We start from the raw sequence: 15,304 nt of genomic DNA, 5'->3' as shown, positions 1-15,304 counted from the left end.
CGGATGAACATCGCAACAACCAGGGGACAGGCCAAAACCCTGTCCTTGCCGAATATCCTGACCTACGCCCGCATTGCCGCCATTCCGGTAGTGGTCGGCTGCGTTTTCGCCCAGTCCATCCTGGACGGCCCGCTGTGGCTGCGCTGGGTAGCGCTGGCGGTCTTCATCGCTGCCGCGGTGACCGACTACCTCGATGGCTACTATGCGCGAATGTGGGATCAGCAATCCGCTTTTGGCCGGATGCTGGACCCGATCGCCGACAAGCTGCTGGTGGCGTCCTGCCTCCTGATGCTGGCAGCCGATAGCAGCATCCATGGCTGGACGCTGTGGGCCGCCATCGTGATCCTGTGCCGCGAGATCCTGGTCTCGGGCTTGCGGGAATATCTCGCCGCGCTGCGGGTCAGCGTGCCCGTGACCAAGCTTGCGAAATGGAAGACCACCATTCAGTTGGTCGCGATCGGCTTTCTGATCGCCGGTGAAGCGGGCGAGCAGCTCCTGCCGGCGACCACCCTGATCGGCATCGCCCTGTTGTGGTTGTCGGCGATCTTCACGATCTACACCGGCTGGGACTATTTCCGCGCCGGCATCCATCACCTCATCAAGGAGGATGAGGGATGAGGGTCAAGTATTTCGCCTGGGTACGCGAGCGGGTCGGCGTGGCGGAGGAAACGATCGAGCCGCCGGCAGATGTGCGCACGGTGAACGACCTGATCGGCTGGCTGTCCAGCCGGGGCGAGGCTTATGCCTACGCCTTCGAAAAGCCGAAGGTGATCCGCGCCGCGATTGACCAGGCCCACGTCAAGCCGGACGCCGTGATCGCTGGCGCGCGTGAGATTGCGTTCTTCCCGCCGATGACCGGCGGCTGACCTCAAGCATGTCCGTCACCGCGACCATCCGTATCCAGGCAGGCGATTTCGACGTTGCGCAGGAGATCGCGGCGCTCACCAAAGGCCGTACCGATATCGGCGCCGTCGTCACGTTCAGCGGCATCTGCCGCGGCAGCGAGAACGGCGAGCCGATCGCCGCGCTGACGCTCGAGCATTATCCCGGCATGGCGGAGGCCGAGATCGGGCGCCACGCCGACGAGGCGCTGTCGCGCTGGCCGTTGCAGGGGCTCACCATCGTTCACCGGTTCGGCCGCATCGCGCCGGGCGAGAACATCGTGCTGGTGGTGACGGCGTCGCCGCATCGCCAGGCAGCCTTCGAAGCGGCGGAATTCCTGATGGACTATCTGAAGACCAACGCGCCGTTCTGGAAGCGCGAGGAAAGCGAAAAAGGCACGAGCTGGGTGGAGGCGCGCGACCATGATGATGCAGCCGCCGCGCGCTGGACCAAGCCCTGATGGCCAAACGCACGAAGCCGGCGGCAAAGCGCGGCCAGACCACATCGAAACTTCCCAAGGTCGGCGCCGGCGAATTGCTGACGCTGCTCGATTTCGTCCGCTTCGCCGTCAGCCGCTTCACCGAGGCCGGGCTGGTATTTGCCCATGGCACCACCGATCCTGTTGCCGAGGCCGCCTTCCTGGTCTGCGAGGCGCTGCATCTGCACCCTGACCAGTTCGAGGCGTTCGCCACCGCGCGCGTCACTGCCGCCGAAGGCCGAAAGATCCTCGACCTGATCGCGCGCCGCGTCACGACCCGAAAACCCACAGCCTACCTCGTCAACAAGATCTACATGCGCGGTCTGCCCTTCTATGTCGACGAGCGCACCATCGTGCCGCGCTCGTTCATCGGCGAACTGCTGGAGCAGCATTTCGGTCGCCAGGAAAATGAAGAGTATGACGCGGAAGACGGTTCGCTGATCGGCGATCCGGCATCGATACACAGCGTGCTCGACCTCTGCACCGGCTCGGGCTGTCTCGCCATTCTGGCGAGCAGGAATTTTCCGAATGCCGCGATCGACGCGGTGGATATTTCAAAAGACGCAATCGAGGTCGCCGCGCGCAATGTCGGAGACTACGGGCTACAGGATCGCTTGAAGCTGTACCGTGGCGATCTGTTCAAGCCGCTGGGCGGCAAGCGCTACGACCTGATCATTTCCAATCCCCCCTATGTCGATGCGGAAGGCATGGCCGGCCTGCCGCGCGAATGCCGTGCCGAGCCGAAGCTTGCCTTCGATGGCGGCGCCGACGGGCTCGACATTGTCAGGCGCATCCTCGACGAGGCAGAAGCGCACCTGACGCCGCAGGGCGGGCTATTATGCGAGATCGGCCGCTGCCGTCCGCAACTGGAAGCCGCCTATCCGCAACTGCCGCTGCTCTGGCTCGATACCGCGGATTCCGAGGGCGAAGTATTCTGGATCGCCGCGTCCGATCTGTGAATTTACGGAATAGCGCTGAAATATCACGGCGTGCCGGCGTTCCCGTTCAGCGGCGAAACTGATAGTTTGGGCGTTACCCACCGCCCCAAACATCAAAGAGGCCGCCCATGCTGGACAAGAGCCCCCGTCCCACCCCCGTCGCGGTTCCGAACGACCTCGCCGCGCACTGGATGCCGTTCACTGCGAACCGGGCGTTCAAGAAGAACCCGCGGCTGCTCGCCAGCGCCAAGGACATGCATTACTTCACCGTCGACGGCCGCAAGATCATCGACGGCGCCTCGGGCATGTGGTGCACCAATGCCGGCCACGGCCGCACCCAGATTTCGTCGGCAATCGCCAAGCAGGCCGAGGCGCTGGACTATGCGCCGCCGTTCCAGTTCGGTATCCCGCAGGCCTTTGAACTCGCCAGCCGCATCGCGGAACTGGCGCCCGCCGGGCTCGACCACGTGTTCTTCTGCAATTCCGGCTCGGAAGCGGCCGATACCGCGCTCAAGATCGCGCTGGCCTATCACCAGATCAACGGTCAGGGCAGCCGCATCCGCCTGATCGGCCGTGAACGGGGCTATCACGGCGTCGGTTTTGGCGGCACCTCGGTCGGCGGCATCGTCGGCAACCGCAAGCTGTTCGGCTCGCTCTTGACCGGCGTCGATCATTTGCCGGCGACCTATGACCGCGAGAAGCAAGCCTTCAGCAAGGGCGAACCCGACTATGGCGCGCATTTCGCCGACGAGCTCGAACGCATCGTCAACCTGCACGGCGCCAACACGGTCGCGGCCGTGATCGTCGAGCCGATGGCCGGATCGACCGGCGTGCTGCCGGCGCCGAAGGGCTATCTGAAGCGACTGCGCGAGATCACCCAGAAGCATGGCATCCTCCTGATCTTCGACGAGGTCATCACTGGCTTCGGCCGGCTCGGCTTCGCCTTTGCCGCCGAACGCTATGGCGTGACGCCCGACATGCTGACCTTCGCCAAGGGCATCACCAATGGCGCCGCCCCGATGGGCGGTGTGCTGGTGCGCGACACCATCCATGACGCCTTCATGAGCGGCCCGGAACATGTGGTCGAACTGGCCCATGGCTACACCTACTCGGCCCATCCGCTGGCCTGCGCGGCGGGTCTGGCCACGCTCGACATCTACCGCGACGAAAAGCTGTTCGAGCGCGCTCATGGGCTCGAGCCGAAATTCGCCGACGCGGTGATGTCGCTGCGGAACGAGCCAGGCGTCGTGGATATCCGGACCGTCGGCCTGACCGCCGGCATCGACCTCGCGCCGGTCGCCGACGCGCCGGGCAAGCGCGGCTTCGCCGGGCTCGACAGCGCCTTCCACGACAATGATTTGATGCTGCGGGTTGCCGGCGACACGCTGTGCCTGACCCCGCCCTTGATCATGACCGAAGACCAGATCGGCGAGATCGTCGAAAAAGTCACCAAGGTGATCCGCGCGACGGCGTAGCCATCGCTCTCGTGTCCCGGCCTTTATGCGCAATTGCGCATCAGGAGCCGGGACCCATCTCTCCTCAGTCCCGATCCTCGACATGGGTGCCGGCTCCTGATGCGCAATTGCGCATAAGGGCCGGGACACGAGACTGCCTGGCATCGCGTTCCCAGTTCCGGCCGTGCCAAAAGAACACTAGCTCTGCGAATCAACATTGATGCTAAGGTTGCGCCGCTCGGGGAGCGCAAGGCGGAACATGGCTGAAACTTCCGTGTTTTCCCGGGTGAATACAGTTCGGACCTGAGGACGTAGCGCGCGACATGATTCGCATTTCGACGGTTTTCATCGCCATCTGCATGGTGCTGGTTGCAGCATCCCTCGGCCTCGTGCTGCATGCGGTGGCCGGCTTCAACGGCACCGAATCCGCGATCGTGGCGCTCACCGCGCTGACCTTCCTGATCCTCTACAACGCCGTGTCGATGCGGCTGCGCGACCGCTCCGACGTCGGCGGCCAGATCGCCGATCTTTCCCGCGGCACCGCCGACCTCGCACGCCAGGTTGCCGAATTCGGCCGCCGGCTCGCCGCGGTCGAGGGCCGGGTGGTGTCGGCGAACTCTGCGAGCTCCGACCGCATCCAGGCCGTCCTCGGCGAGATCAACGAGCTCGGCGGGTTGGTCAAGCAACTGGCCATCTCGGTGGCGAGCCATGAGGATCTGCTGGCCTCGGGCGCGGCGGCCGCGCCCCCCGCCCCGTCGGACAGGCAGCATTCCGAACCGCCGAACGAACCGGCGCTCGCCCCGGAGCAAGCGGCGCCTACCGTCAGGCCCGCGCCGGCTGCTGCCGCAAGGCCGGCGCCGGCGGCAATTGCCGCAGAAGCAACGTCTGCCTCGCGCAGCCAGCCGCAACTGCTTGCCGCGGTGAAGAACGCCGTCGAGGAAAACCGGCTCGACATCTACCTGCAGCCGATGGTGACGCTGCCGCAGCGCAAGGTGCGGTTCTACGAGGCAGTGACGCGGCTGCGCGACGACAAGGATCAGATCCTCGCCGCCGACGATTTTATCGCCACCGCCGAAGCCGGCGGGCTGATCGGCAAGATCGATCACATCGTGATGCTGCGCTGTATCCAGGTGTTGCGCCGCCTGATGGTGCGCAACAAGGACGTCGGCGTGTTCTGCAACGTCTCGGCGGCGACACTCGGCAATCACGCCAATTTCGCGCAATGCCTCGACTTCCTCGAGGCCAATCGGGCGCTGGCGCCGTCCTTCGTGCTCGAATTCAAGCAGGCGGCGTTCCGCCACCTCGGTCCGGCCGAAATCGAGAATCTCGCCGCGCTGTCGCAGCGCGGTTACCGCTTCTCGATCGATCACGTCACCGACTTGCGGATCGAGCCGCGCGACCTCGCCGACCGCGGCGTCCGTTTCATCAAGGTGCCGGCGGCATTGTTGCTCGATCCCAAACAGAGCTCGACCTCGGACATCCATCCTTCCGATCTTTCTGACTTGCTCGGCCGCTTCGGCATTGACCTGATCGCCGAAAAGATCGAGGGCGAGCGCGCGGTGGTGGATCTGCTCGACTATGACGTGCGGTTTGGACAGGGCTTCCTGTTTGCGCCGCCGCGGCCGTTGCGGCCCGAGGGGGCATCTGCTACCGGCGGGACGACAGCGAACAAGGAATCCGGCACTTCCAATGGCTCCAGCAACACCGCTCCCATCGCCGGCCCGGCCGCCGAGCCCCCGATGCGGGCGACCGGCAATGCCGCACTGGCGCGCCGTGCCGCGGGACCGGGCTAACAGGCTTCCGCAATCATGACCTCATTGCGGTTCGTCGAACAGCTGCGCGGCCTCGTGAACGGCGTGGAGGTCATCCTCTCCGACATCTGGGGCGTGGTGCATAACGGGCTCGAGGCGTTTCCCGAAGCCTGCGAGGCGCTGCACACCTATCGCCAGCGCGGCGGCACCGTCATCCTGATCACCAACGCGCCGCGGCCGGCCGATTCCGTGCAGCGCCAGTTGCGCAAGTTCGGCGTCGCCGACGAAACCTACGATGCCATCGTCAGTTCCGGCGACCTGACCCGCAATTTCGTCGCCGACCATCCCGGCAAGAGGATGTTCTGGATCGGTCCGGAGCGAGACTCTTCGATCCATCGCGGGCTTGACGCCGCGATGGCACCGCTGGAGCAGGCCGACTACATCGTCTGCACCGGCCTGTTCGACGACGAGATCGAATCGGCGGAAGACTATCGCGCGATGATGCTGCAGGCGCGCGAGCACAAGCTGCCGCTGGTTTGCGCCAACCCCGACATCGTCGTCGAACGCGGCGACCGGCTGATCTATTGCGCGGGCGCCATCGCCGAGCTCTATCGCGAACTAGGCGGTGAGGTGATCTTCTACGGCAAGCCGCACCGGCCGATCTATGAACGCGCCATGGCGCTCGCCGCCGAACGCCGCGGCCAGCCGACCTCGCTCGACCGTGTGCTGGCGATCGGGGATTCGGTGCGCACCGATCTCACTGGCGCGCTCGGTTTCGGAATCGATTGTCTTTTCCTCACCCGCGGCATCCATTCCGAGGAATTCGAGGGCATCGACCAGCTCGATCCGGCCTCGGTGAAAGAGCTGTTCGGACATCCACCCCGCGCGCTGATGCGGGAGCTGCGGTGGTAGGTGCATCGCTGCGCCGGACTCAAAATTGCGAAAACAACCCCATGCAAAGTAGGAATGGGCCTTACATCATCCGAAAACGCAAGACCTGGTAGGGCGTGGTCCCATTAAACAACCGCTCGACGAGGTTGCGCGCGCAGTGGACTGCGCAACAGCCACTCAAGAATGGAGATCCATCGAGGCGAGCTGCTATCGGCAAGTTTCGTCGCAGAATCGGACAAGGCATGGTCGCTTCGGGAAAGACGCCTGGCTTGGCTTGCCCTACGCTAAAACCAAAGTCCCAACGTCCGAGCCCAAGGTTCCGTTCTGCCCAGGTTTCGCAGCGGTGTTGCCACGCCCGCATCCATTATCGACGCCTTGAAGGCGGCAGCCGGTCTGCGGCCAAGGAGTCGCGCGAGCTTCGCCTGGGGCCGGTGCGTTAGGGGTACCTATGCCCCCTCTGATCAGGCTCGGGAGATCACGAAATCCCGCAGCTTCACCAAGCCATCGCGCGTGCTGGCGCGCTTCTCTTTGGACGGCGGCCATCCAGCGGCGGCGAACACCAACCTCTTGTTGCGCGGCTTCAGCTTCCGGCTCGGCGGCGACGGTCAGCGCTCGGAAATTTTCACGCAAAGCGTCCCGATTCATTTCGCCAGGACGCCCGAACAGATGCTGGCTTTCCTTGCGGCACGCATTCGGGGACCGGACGGCAATCCGGATTGGGAGAAGCTCGAGGCATTCTCAGCCAGCAATCCCGAAACGCTGCATCAGGCGGACTACATCGCCGCGCATCCGTTGCCCGCAAGCTTTGCCAGCACGACCTATTGGGGTGTGCACGCATTTCCCGCGACGAATTCAAAAGGCGAGACACGGTTCATCAAGTTCAAGATCATGCCGGTCGGCGAAGAACGCAGGCGGGCCGCGAACGAGGCCACGGCGAAGGCTCCCGACCTCCTGCAAGGCGACCTCGACTCCCGGATCGCGGCCCGCGATATCAGGTTCAGCGTGATGGCGCTGCTCGACCGTCCCGGCGACCCTGTCATGGACGTGACCATCCGATGGCCCGATGAGGACAGACGCGAAGCGGTGCGGCTGGGAACGATCGTGGTCACCGGCGTCGAAGCAAACGATGCGTGCGATGAGGCCGTCTTCAATCCGACCAATCTTGCGGAAGGTATCGGTCGTCCGCCGGACGCGATGTTTGCGGCGCGCTGCGCCGCCTACGCGATCTCCCAGACAAGACGTCGCTGACCGGAGGTCAGGTTTCGCTTTCCGGTGCGCCACACGCTTCACGGCGCCACGCTGCCGGGCTGACGCCGACCGTGGCCGAAAACACCCGCGTAAAGTGGCTTTGATTGGCAAACCCGGCCGATATCGCAATCTCGGACAACGGCAGGTCGCGGATGGTCATCAACTGTTTGGCCGCCTTCACGCGCTGACGAAGCAGCCACTGGTGCGGCGGCAGGCCGGTGGAGATTCGAAAAGCGCGCGAAAAATGGCTGACCGAGAAATCAAACTCGGCGGCAATTTGTTGCAATGAAACCTTTCCGCCGAGGTCCGAATCGAGCCTTTCGCAGGCGCGCTTAACCTGCCAAGGCGCAAGACCGCCGCGGGTCGGCTCACCGCCGAGGCGCAGTCCGCCATAAGCTTGGGCGACGTGTGCGGTGAACGCAACCATCATGTGATCGACGAAAAGTTGGTTAGTCTCGTCCGGCCGACGCAGCCCTTCTTGCAGCGACGCGCCGATATGACGAATCACCGCATCGTCATGGCCGACGCCGAGCTGACAGGTGAGCTGACCGACGCGCGGCGTGCGGGACTGCTCAGTGAGACCGTCGAGCGTCGAGCGCGGCAAATAGAAAAAGAGGGAATGGAAGGGCTTGTCGATCACGTAGCGCGGATCGTGCTTGAGGTCGTACAGATATGTTGCGCCCGCCGGGATATCCGCCTTCATCACGCACTTGCCGTTCTCCCAGAGTTCGCAGTCCGGGTAGTTGTGAAGTTTCAAGCTGACGAGAAAGGCATCCTCAGGGGTAAACGAGCCGGAAAGACCCGCCACGGGGCTGTCGTCCCGGGTTTCGGTGACCGCGAGTTCCATGCCGCGCAGTGAACGCGCGATTAGCGAAGGCGGCGCATCCTTCAGATGCAGGACCTGCCCCAGCCTTTGGCCGAACGCGCCCGTCTGTGTCATAGGGATCGATCCCATCAGTGGAGTTGGACACGGCCGGTCATCGTCCCGGGGCGAAGTCGCGGCTCATTATCTGATATCAGCAAGAGACCGTCTAGATTCCCCGCGAGACAAGTTTTCGAGACTTGCGGCGAGGTCCCATTGCCCGTTTCACCGAGGCTGCACCGTGTCAATTTCGTGACACATAGCTTGATAGCATCGTCCGGGCCGTCGGCGCCGATGACCATTTGCAACAGTGCTCAAGATAAGAGCGTTTTCGGTCGGCTGCCCAGTTCGACAGCAGCAAGCGATGCCGTTCGCCGCGCCTGATTTTCGACTTTGGTCGCATGCGAGGCGCCTGATGGCGGCTTGGAGCAGAATCGGACAAAGCATGGCGGCTTTGAGAAAGACGCCAGACCTGTCGCCCGCCTAGAACCGCGCCGAACGCTCAACGATGCTTCTCAACGGCGAGGACAGGTTCATGAGCCACCCACCACTTACGCGCGATCTTTCGCACCAGAATCAGCCAGACACTTCCGAGGCGCACCAGCGCGATTTGCGGGACGCCCAGCACCGTTCTGCCGATGCGGAGATGGCGCGCGTGCTTCACACCCAACCACTCCGCATGGCTTCAGACCCATCCAGCGGCACGATCGCCCACTGGAAACATGAACCATTGCACGACGTCGTCGAGCCCATGACCGATCACGTCATCATGGCTTACAACGGCTCGATGCAGCGCGTGGAACGGCGGTCAGGAAGATCGGTTGCGATTGGAACGTTTCGTCCCGGGGTTGTGATCATCATTCCGGAAGGATCAAGCTCCCGATGGGATATTCCGAAACCCGTTGATGTCATTCAGCTCTATCTTCCTCACACAACGCTCAAGCGCGTTGCCGACGAAGCCGACACCGCTACACCGATCGATCTCCTGGAACGAACGGGGCATCCTGACCCCATTACATCCCGATTGCTCTTGAGCGCGGCCGATTCCCTGGAGGGCAATGGGGCCCTGGATGCGCTGTTCAGGCATCAGCTAACAGACCTCCTTGCCACGCGCGTGCTGGCTGCGCACAGCGGCTCGCCAACCACGTTCCAGCCGACCATGGGTGGGCTGTCGCCGAAGGTCCTGCTCCGTGCCACCGAACGCTTGCGCTCGGACAGCGATGCGGACGTCTCTCTCGCGGCGCTGGCTTCGGATGCCGGCCTGTCGCGCTTCCATTTCTGCCGTGCCTTCAAGGAAAGCACCGGGCTTTCACCGCATGCCTGGCTGCGCCAGCACCGGCTCGAGCAGGCCATGAACATGCTGCGCGACACTGACGCGTCGGTCGTGTCGGTCGCAGTCGCGCTTGGCTATTCCTCCCAGACCGCCTTCGCCGCGGCATTCCGGAAGCTGACCGGCGAAACCCCGAGCGATTGGCGGAGGCGCGTGCGTTAACAGCAATCTCTCTACAGGCACGTCAATCGCTCTGGGGCAGTTGAAGATTCGGTTCGCTAGAACTTCACGGTGCCCACACCAACAACAGAGGGAAACAAGTGATGGCCTGGAAGAACTTCATCGGCCCCCTTGCAATCACATCGCGAAGGAGCGTCGTCGCGTCCGCCGTCATGTACGGCCTTTCATTGACGGTTCGCTTCACTTCGGCAGCGGGCGAGGAAACCGAAATTCCGCCACAAGCCGTTCAAAGCAGCAATCCGATGATCTCCATCATGACCAAAGATGGTGTCCCGACCTTCTGCAAGGACTGGGGCCCGAAGTCCGCTCAGCCGATTGTCTTTCACCGTGGCTGGCCGGTGAGTTCCGGGGGTTGCCGCACGGCATGTGAGCCAGTGTCGTCAATGCCGAGCTGCTCCCCTCCATAAGGGCCTGGCGTCTTCGTTTCACCTCTTCGCGTCGTCGGTCGCTGCCGCCAATGAGGAGCAGCGGCGGTAGCGCCCGAATTTCCGGGAAATTCAACCACAGGAGTAAATCACATGCGACTAATCATCATCGGCGCCGGCTTCGCCGGCATGTATGCCGCCCTTTCCGCAGCGCGCCTGCGCGACATCAAGGGCGTTTCACCCGAGGAGCTCGAGATCGCGCTCATCGCGCCCGAGCCGACGCTCGTCGTGCGTCCGCGGCTCTACGAACCGAAGCCCGAAACACTGACGGCGCCGCTACTGGATGTGCTGAAGGCGATCGATGTCGTCTACGTGCAAGGCAGCGCCGAGACGATCGATACCAAATCCTGTATGGTGCAAGTCGCGACCGCCAAGGGCAAGCGAAAGACGCTCTCCTACGACCGTCTGGTCGTGGCCACCGGCAGCCGGTTGTTCCGTCCGAATATTCCGGGCCTCGCCGAACACGGTTTCAGCGTCGACCAGCTCGACGACGCAATTGCGCTCGATAAACATTTGCACCGCCTGGCCAATCGGCCGGCGAAGAACGGGCGCGACACCGTGGTCGTGGCCGGCGGCGGATTCACCGGCATCGAAGCGGCGACGGAGATGCCCGGCCGGCTTCGTGCGGTCCTCGGCAAGGATGCCAAGACGCGCGTCATCATCGTCGACCGCAACAGCACGATCGCACCCGATATGGGCGAAGGCCCCCGCCCCGTCATCGAGGACGCCCTGCGCAAACTCGGGGTGGAGACCCGACTCGGCGCCGGTGTCGCCTCGCTCGACGAATCCGGCGTCACGCTTTCCAACGGCGAACGCATCGAAGCCGAGACCGTGATCTGGGCAGCCGGTATTCGCGCCGCGCCGTTGACCCAGCAGCTTCCTGCCGAGCGCGACAATTTCGGCCGGCTGCTGGTCGACCGCGATTTGCGCGTGCCGTCGGTACCAGGCGTCTTCGCCACCGGCGATGCCGCTCGCGCCGCATGCGACGATGACGGCAATTACGCGCTGATGTCGTGCCAGCACGCCACGCGGATGGGCGCCTTTGCCGGCAACAACGCCGCAGCGGAGCTGCTGGGCGTGCGGACCAAGCCGTATCACCAGAAGGCCTACGTCACCTGTCTCGACCTGGGAGAAGCCGGCGCGCTGTTCACGCTCGGTTGGGAGCGCAAGGTCGAGATGGTCGGCGAGGTCGGCAAGAAGACCAAGCAGGAGATCAACACCGTCTGGATCTATCCGCCGAAGGCCGAGCGTGCTGCCGCGCTGGCCTCGGCCGATCCGGAGCGTGTGACTGATGTGACTGGCTTCTTCTAGACCCGTCACGCGAAACGGGCCGCGCTCTCCGCTGGCTGCGCGGCCTGCACAACCGAGACCAGCAAGTAGCCTCTACCATGAAACAGGAGACAAACATGAACCTACACAACATGAGCCTGGACAACACTTCAAACCCCGGCGGATCGAGACCCGACGAATTGGTTCCGTCGCGCTACGCGGTGCGGGTCGGCGAGATCGACGTGCTGGTGGTCAGCGATGGCGTGCTACCGCTCCCAACCGCAATGTTGGCACACAACATCGACTCGGCCGTCCGGGCGACCTGGCTGAAAGACATGTTCCTGCCGCCGGACGCTTACGATTGGGCGCTGAACGTGGTCGTGGTGCGTAGCGGCGACCGGACCATACTCGTCGATGCAGGGCTTGGGCTCGACCCGGACTTGCACTTGCCGCGGGCCGGGCAATTGATCAAGCGACTGGAGGCCGCCGGCATCGATCTTGCGTCCGTGACCGACGTGGTGCTGACCCACATGCACATGGACCACATTGGCGGGCTGCTCGTCGACGGGGTGAAGGACCAACTGCGTCCGGACCTGCGGATCCACGTGGCGGCCGCCGAGGTCAAGTTCTGGGAGGCGCCCGATTTCTCCCACGTCTCCATGCCGCCGGGTTTCCCGGACGCGCTTCGGTCGACCGCCAAGCGGTTCGTGAAAGAGTACCGCAGCCAGTTGCGGCCGTTCGAGGAGGAGTACGAGGTGGCGCCGGGAGTGGTCGTCACTCGCACCGGCGGCCACACCCCCGGGCACAGCGTGGTCCGCGTGGCGTCCGGCGGCGACCGGCTGACATTTGCCGGAGACCTCGTGTTCGCGGTCGGGTTCGAACACCCCGAGTGGTACAACGGCTTCGAACACGACCCCGAGGAGTCGGCCCGCGTTCGTATCAGTCTTTTGCGGGAACTGGCTGAGACCGGTGGGCTGCTGGTGGCCACTCACCTGCCGTTCCCGTCCGTCGGCCATGTGGCGGTCGACGGCGACGTCTTTCGTTGGGTACCGGTCTTCTGGGACTACTGACCGCTTGTTGAATTAGGTCCGAACTAGGGCGCGTACTCATGGCGTTAATGAGTGCATGCCCTAGCTCAACCATTTCAAATGCGAGAGACGTGAAGTGGACGCTGTCAAGGAAGTCCGCTTCTGCGCAAAGCGGACGTCGGATAAACTAGAGATGTCGCCCAAGTGGCGCATGTTGGACATCGAGCAGCAATCAATCAGATTTATGCGTCCGCGCCGCAACCGGCCAAAACAGCAATGCCCGGGATTGGGCCGGGCATCACGAGAATTGGAGCGAACTGGAGACCAGACGCCTTACGCCGTCGCCATGTCCGGGAAGACCGCTTCGATCTTGGTCTTCAGCGTCGCCGCGTTGAAAGGCTTGACAATGTAGTTGTTCACGCCGGCCTTCTTGGCGGCGATCACGTTCTCGGTCTTGGATTCCGCCGTGATCATGATGAAGGGCGTGGTGGCCAAATTTGGGTCGGCACGGACTTCCTTGAGGAGGTCGTAACCGGTCATCGGCTCCATGTTCCAGTCGGAAATCACGAGCCCGTATTTCTTGCCGCGCATCTTGTTCAGCGCCGCCGAGCCGTCGCTGGCATCGTCGATGTTGTCGAAGCCGAGCTGCTTCAGAAGATTTCGGATGATGCGGATCATGGTGCTGTAGTCATCAACCACCAGAACCGGCATGGACAAATCAACCGCCATCTTTTCCCCCACTCAACGCTTACGCCACAAATATTCGGCAGGCCTGCGCGACCCGCAGTCCTCCCCCCAGCTCTAGCATCAGGCGTTAAACAGCCAGTTAACCGGGCGTGGGCGGATTGCGCCCGTTTTGATACGACCCCGCCCGCTTGACTTCGAAGGTGGCGCCGCGTCACGGTCCGGCCGCGTTCACCGAGACCCAAGAATCCCTGAAGAATTCCTGAAATGACGACTGGTTTTACCGTTATCCGAGACACCACCCCTGCCGCCGAGATCCCCCGCGGGGCCGTGGTCGCCATGGGCAATTTCGACGGCGTTCATCTGGGGCACCGGGCCGTGATCGACGCTGCCCTGCGGATGGGCCGCGCCCACGGCAAGCCGGCTTTCGCCGTCACCTTCGAGCCGCATCCACGCAGCTTTTTCAGCCCGAACAGCCCGCAATTCCGCCTCTCCGATGAGGCCAGCAAGCTGCGGCTGCTGGCCGGGACGGGGCTGGACGGTGCCGTGGTGATGACCTTCGACAAGACCCGCGCCGGAACCTCGGCGCAAGATTTCATTCACCATGACCTGATCGAGCGCCTCGGCGTCAGCGGCATTGCGGTCGGCTACGACTTTCATTTCGGCAAGGGCCGTGCCGGCTCGCCGAGCCTGCTGGTCAGCGAGGGGCCGCGACTCGGCATCGAGGTCGATGTCCAGGCCCATGTCGATATCGAGGAGCGGCCGGTGTCCTCCAGCGCGATCCGCATGGCGCTTGCGGAGGGCCAGATCAACGAAGCCACCGCCATGCTGGGCGGGCCGTGGTTCGTGAGCGGCGAGGTGATCCATGGCGAGAAGCGCGGCCGCGATCTCGGCTACCCCACCGCCAATATCCGCCTCGACAAGAATTGCAGCCTCAAGCATGGCATCTATGCGGTGCGGGTCGGCCTTGGGCAGGGAAAGGATCAGGTGCGGCTCGATGGCGTGGCCAGTTTCGGCCGCCGCCCGACCTTTGATAACGGCGCGCCGCTACTTGAAGTGTTCCTGTTCGACTTCAAGGGCGACCTCTACGGTGCTGTCCTCGACATTGCCTTCATAGGTTTCATCCGTGACGAGCTGAAATTCGACACCATCGAAGCGTTGATACGCCAGATGGATGACGACAGCGCCAGGGCGCGCGCGGCACTGGCCGCGGCGCCGGACGCCTTTCCCAGGCTCGGAGCGATCGGTTGAACAAGACGGAAAAAGAAAAAATGCTGGCCGGCGAGCTGTACCGCCCCGGCGATTCCGAACTGCAGGCGGATGCCGCCGCCAACAAGGCCTGGCTCGCGCGCTACAATGCGGCGCTGGCAGCCCCCGTGGCCGAGCGTCACGCGCTGCTGTCGGCCCATTTCAGGCGTGTCGGCGCCGGCGCCGTGATCCGCCCGCCGTTCTTTTGTGACTATGGCTACAACATCCGGCTCGGCGACGAGGTGTTTCTCAACTTCAACTGCGTCATCCTCGACGTCGTCGAAGTTGTCATCGGCGACCGCACCCAGATCGGGCCCGCGGCGCAAATCTACGCCGCCGACCACCCGCGCGACGCCGATACACGGCGGACCGGCCTTGAATTCGGCCGCCCGGTGCGGATCGGTAGCGATGTCTGGATCGGCGGCGGCGCCATTATCCTGCCCGGCGTCACGGTCGGCGACGGTGCAGTGATCGGCGCCGGCAGCGTGGTCACGCGGGATGTTGCCGCGGGCCAGACGGTTGCCGGCAACCCTGCTCGGCCGCGTCAGGCCTGACGGGAGGGCGGCCGCGGGGCTTTGCGATTTCCCGGTTGGCTGCTATGGAAAAGCCCCATGTTTGCGCGGCGCACCATCAGCA

16 protein-coding genes are annotated in these 15,304 nt (G+C 63.7%); 14 read left to right on the top strand and 2 right to left on the bottom strand.

From position 1 onward, the window contains the following. The first annotated feature begins 3 nt into the window (after positions 1-3). From pgsA to V1279_RS03395, 8 genes are all read left to right on the top strand, one after another. Entirely contained in the window at positions 4-618 is a 615-nt protein-coding gene (pgsA, locus tag V1279_RS03430; RefSeq protein ID WP_334432473.1) for a CDP-diacylglycerol--glycerol-3-phosphate 3-phosphatidyltransferase, read from the top strand. Further along, on the top strand, positions 615-866 hold the full coding sequence (gene moaD, locus V1279_RS03425; protein WP_334432471.1) for a molybdopterin converting factor subunit 1: 252 nt from the start codon (positions 615-617) through the stop codon (positions 864-866). The genes pgsA and moaD overlap by 4 nt, the downstream gene beginning before the upstream one ends. A gap of 8 nt (positions 867-874) precedes the next feature. Next, positions 875-1,342, top strand: a complete 468-nt coding sequence (locus tag V1279_RS03420) for a molybdenum cofactor biosynthesis protein MoaE (RefSeq protein ID WP_334432469.1) — start codon at positions 875-877, stop codon at positions 1,340-1,342. Further along, on the top strand, positions 1,342-2,319 hold the full coding sequence (gene prmB, locus V1279_RS03415; protein WP_334432467.1) for a 50S ribosomal protein L3 N(5)-glutamine methyltransferase: 978 nt from the start codon (positions 1,342-1,344) through the stop codon (positions 2,317-2,319). The genes V1279_RS03420 and prmB overlap by 1 nt, the downstream gene beginning before the upstream one ends. A gap of 107 nt (positions 2,320-2,426) precedes the next feature. Further along, complete coding sequence (locus V1279_RS03410; protein WP_334432465.1) at positions 2,427-3,773, top strand: aspartate aminotransferase family protein; 1,347 nt, start codon at positions 2,427-2,429, stop codon at positions 3,771-3,773. 302 nt (positions 3,774-4,075) lie between these two features. Further along, on the top strand, positions 4,076-5,545 hold the full coding sequence (locus tag V1279_RS03405; RefSeq protein ID WP_334432463.1) for an EAL domain-containing protein: 1,470 nt from the start codon (positions 4,076-4,078) through the stop codon (positions 5,543-5,545). Positions 5,546-5,560: 15 nt separating this feature from the next. Next, a complete protein-coding gene (locus tag V1279_RS03400; RefSeq protein ID WP_334432461.1) occupies positions 5,561-6,415 on the top strand; it encodes a TIGR01459 family HAD-type hydrolase in 855 nt (284 codons plus the stop codon). Positions 6,416-6,769: 354 nt separating this feature from the next. Next, positions 6,770-7,642, top strand: a complete 873-nt coding sequence (locus V1279_RS03395; protein WP_334432459.1) for a catalase — start codon at positions 6,770-6,772, stop codon at positions 7,640-7,642. Between the two features lie 7 nt (positions 7,643-7,649). Here V1279_RS03395 and V1279_RS03390 read toward each other — a convergent pair whose 3' ends face one another. Then, on the bottom strand, positions 7,650-8,582 hold the full coding sequence (locus tag V1279_RS03390; RefSeq protein ID WP_334432457.1) for a helix-turn-helix domain-containing protein: 933 nt from the start codon (positions 8,580-8,582) through the stop codon (positions 7,650-7,652). A 430-nt stretch (positions 8,583-9,012) separates the two neighbouring features. On the opposite strand from V1279_RS03390, the gene V1279_RS03385 reads away from it, so the two are divergent. The 4 genes from V1279_RS03385 (at position 9,013) to V1279_RS03370 (ending at position 12,778) form a co-directional block, all read left to right on the top strand. Continuing rightward, complete coding sequence (locus V1279_RS03385) at positions 9,013-9,996, top strand: helix-turn-helix transcriptional regulator (protein WP_442894724.1); 984 nt, start codon at positions 9,013-9,015, stop codon at positions 9,994-9,996. 101 nt (positions 9,997-10,097) lie between these two features. After that, the gene (locus tag V1279_RS03380) at positions 10,098-10,421 is read left to right on the top strand and encodes a hypothetical protein (protein WP_334432455.1); all 324 of its coding nucleotides are present in this window, start codon (positions 10,098-10,100) and stop codon (positions 10,419-10,421) included. A gap of 111 nt (positions 10,422-10,532) precedes the next feature. Next, positions 10,533-11,750, top strand: coding sequence for an NAD(P)/FAD-dependent oxidoreductase (locus V1279_RS03375; protein ID WP_334432453.1), 1,218 nt, complete (start codon positions 10,533-10,535; stop codon positions 11,748-11,750). Between the two features lie 95 nt (positions 11,751-11,845). Continuing rightward, on the top strand, positions 11,846-12,778 hold the full coding sequence (locus V1279_RS03370; RefSeq protein WP_334432451.1) for an MBL fold metallo-hydrolase: 933 nt from the start codon (positions 11,846-11,848) through the stop codon (positions 12,776-12,778). 291 nt (positions 12,779-13,069) lie between these two features. Here the strand turns inward: V1279_RS03370 and V1279_RS03365 are convergent, their stop codons facing one another. Beyond that, a complete protein-coding gene (locus V1279_RS03365) occupies positions 13,070-13,465 on the bottom strand; it encodes a response regulator (RefSeq protein WP_057835874.1) in 396 nt (131 codons plus the stop codon). A gap of 222 nt (positions 13,466-13,687) precedes the next feature. Between V1279_RS03365 and V1279_RS03360 the strand changes: the two genes are divergently transcribed. Both V1279_RS03360 and V1279_RS03355 read left to right on the top strand, forming a co-directional pair. Continuing rightward, the gene (locus V1279_RS03360; RefSeq protein WP_334432449.1) at positions 13,688-14,671 is read left to right on the top strand and encodes a bifunctional riboflavin kinase/FAD synthetase; all 984 of its coding nucleotides are present in this window, start codon (positions 13,688-13,690) and stop codon (positions 14,669-14,671) included. Beyond that, positions 14,668-15,222, top strand: a complete 555-nt coding sequence (locus tag V1279_RS03355) for a sugar O-acetyltransferase (protein WP_334432447.1) — start codon at positions 14,668-14,670, stop codon at positions 15,220-15,222. The genes V1279_RS03360 and V1279_RS03355 overlap by 4 nt, the downstream gene beginning before the upstream one ends. Positions 15,223-15,304 lie beyond the last annotated feature (82 nt).

The organism is Bradyrhizobium sp. AZCC 1610, from assembly GCF_036924515.1.
In the GTDB taxonomy this organism is placed as follows: Bacteria; Pseudomonadota; Alphaproteobacteria; order Rhizobiales; family Xanthobacteraceae; genus Bradyrhizobium.
The sequence above is the reverse complement of the archived record's forward strand: the minus strand, read 5'-3'. Positions and strand labels throughout refer to the sequence as shown.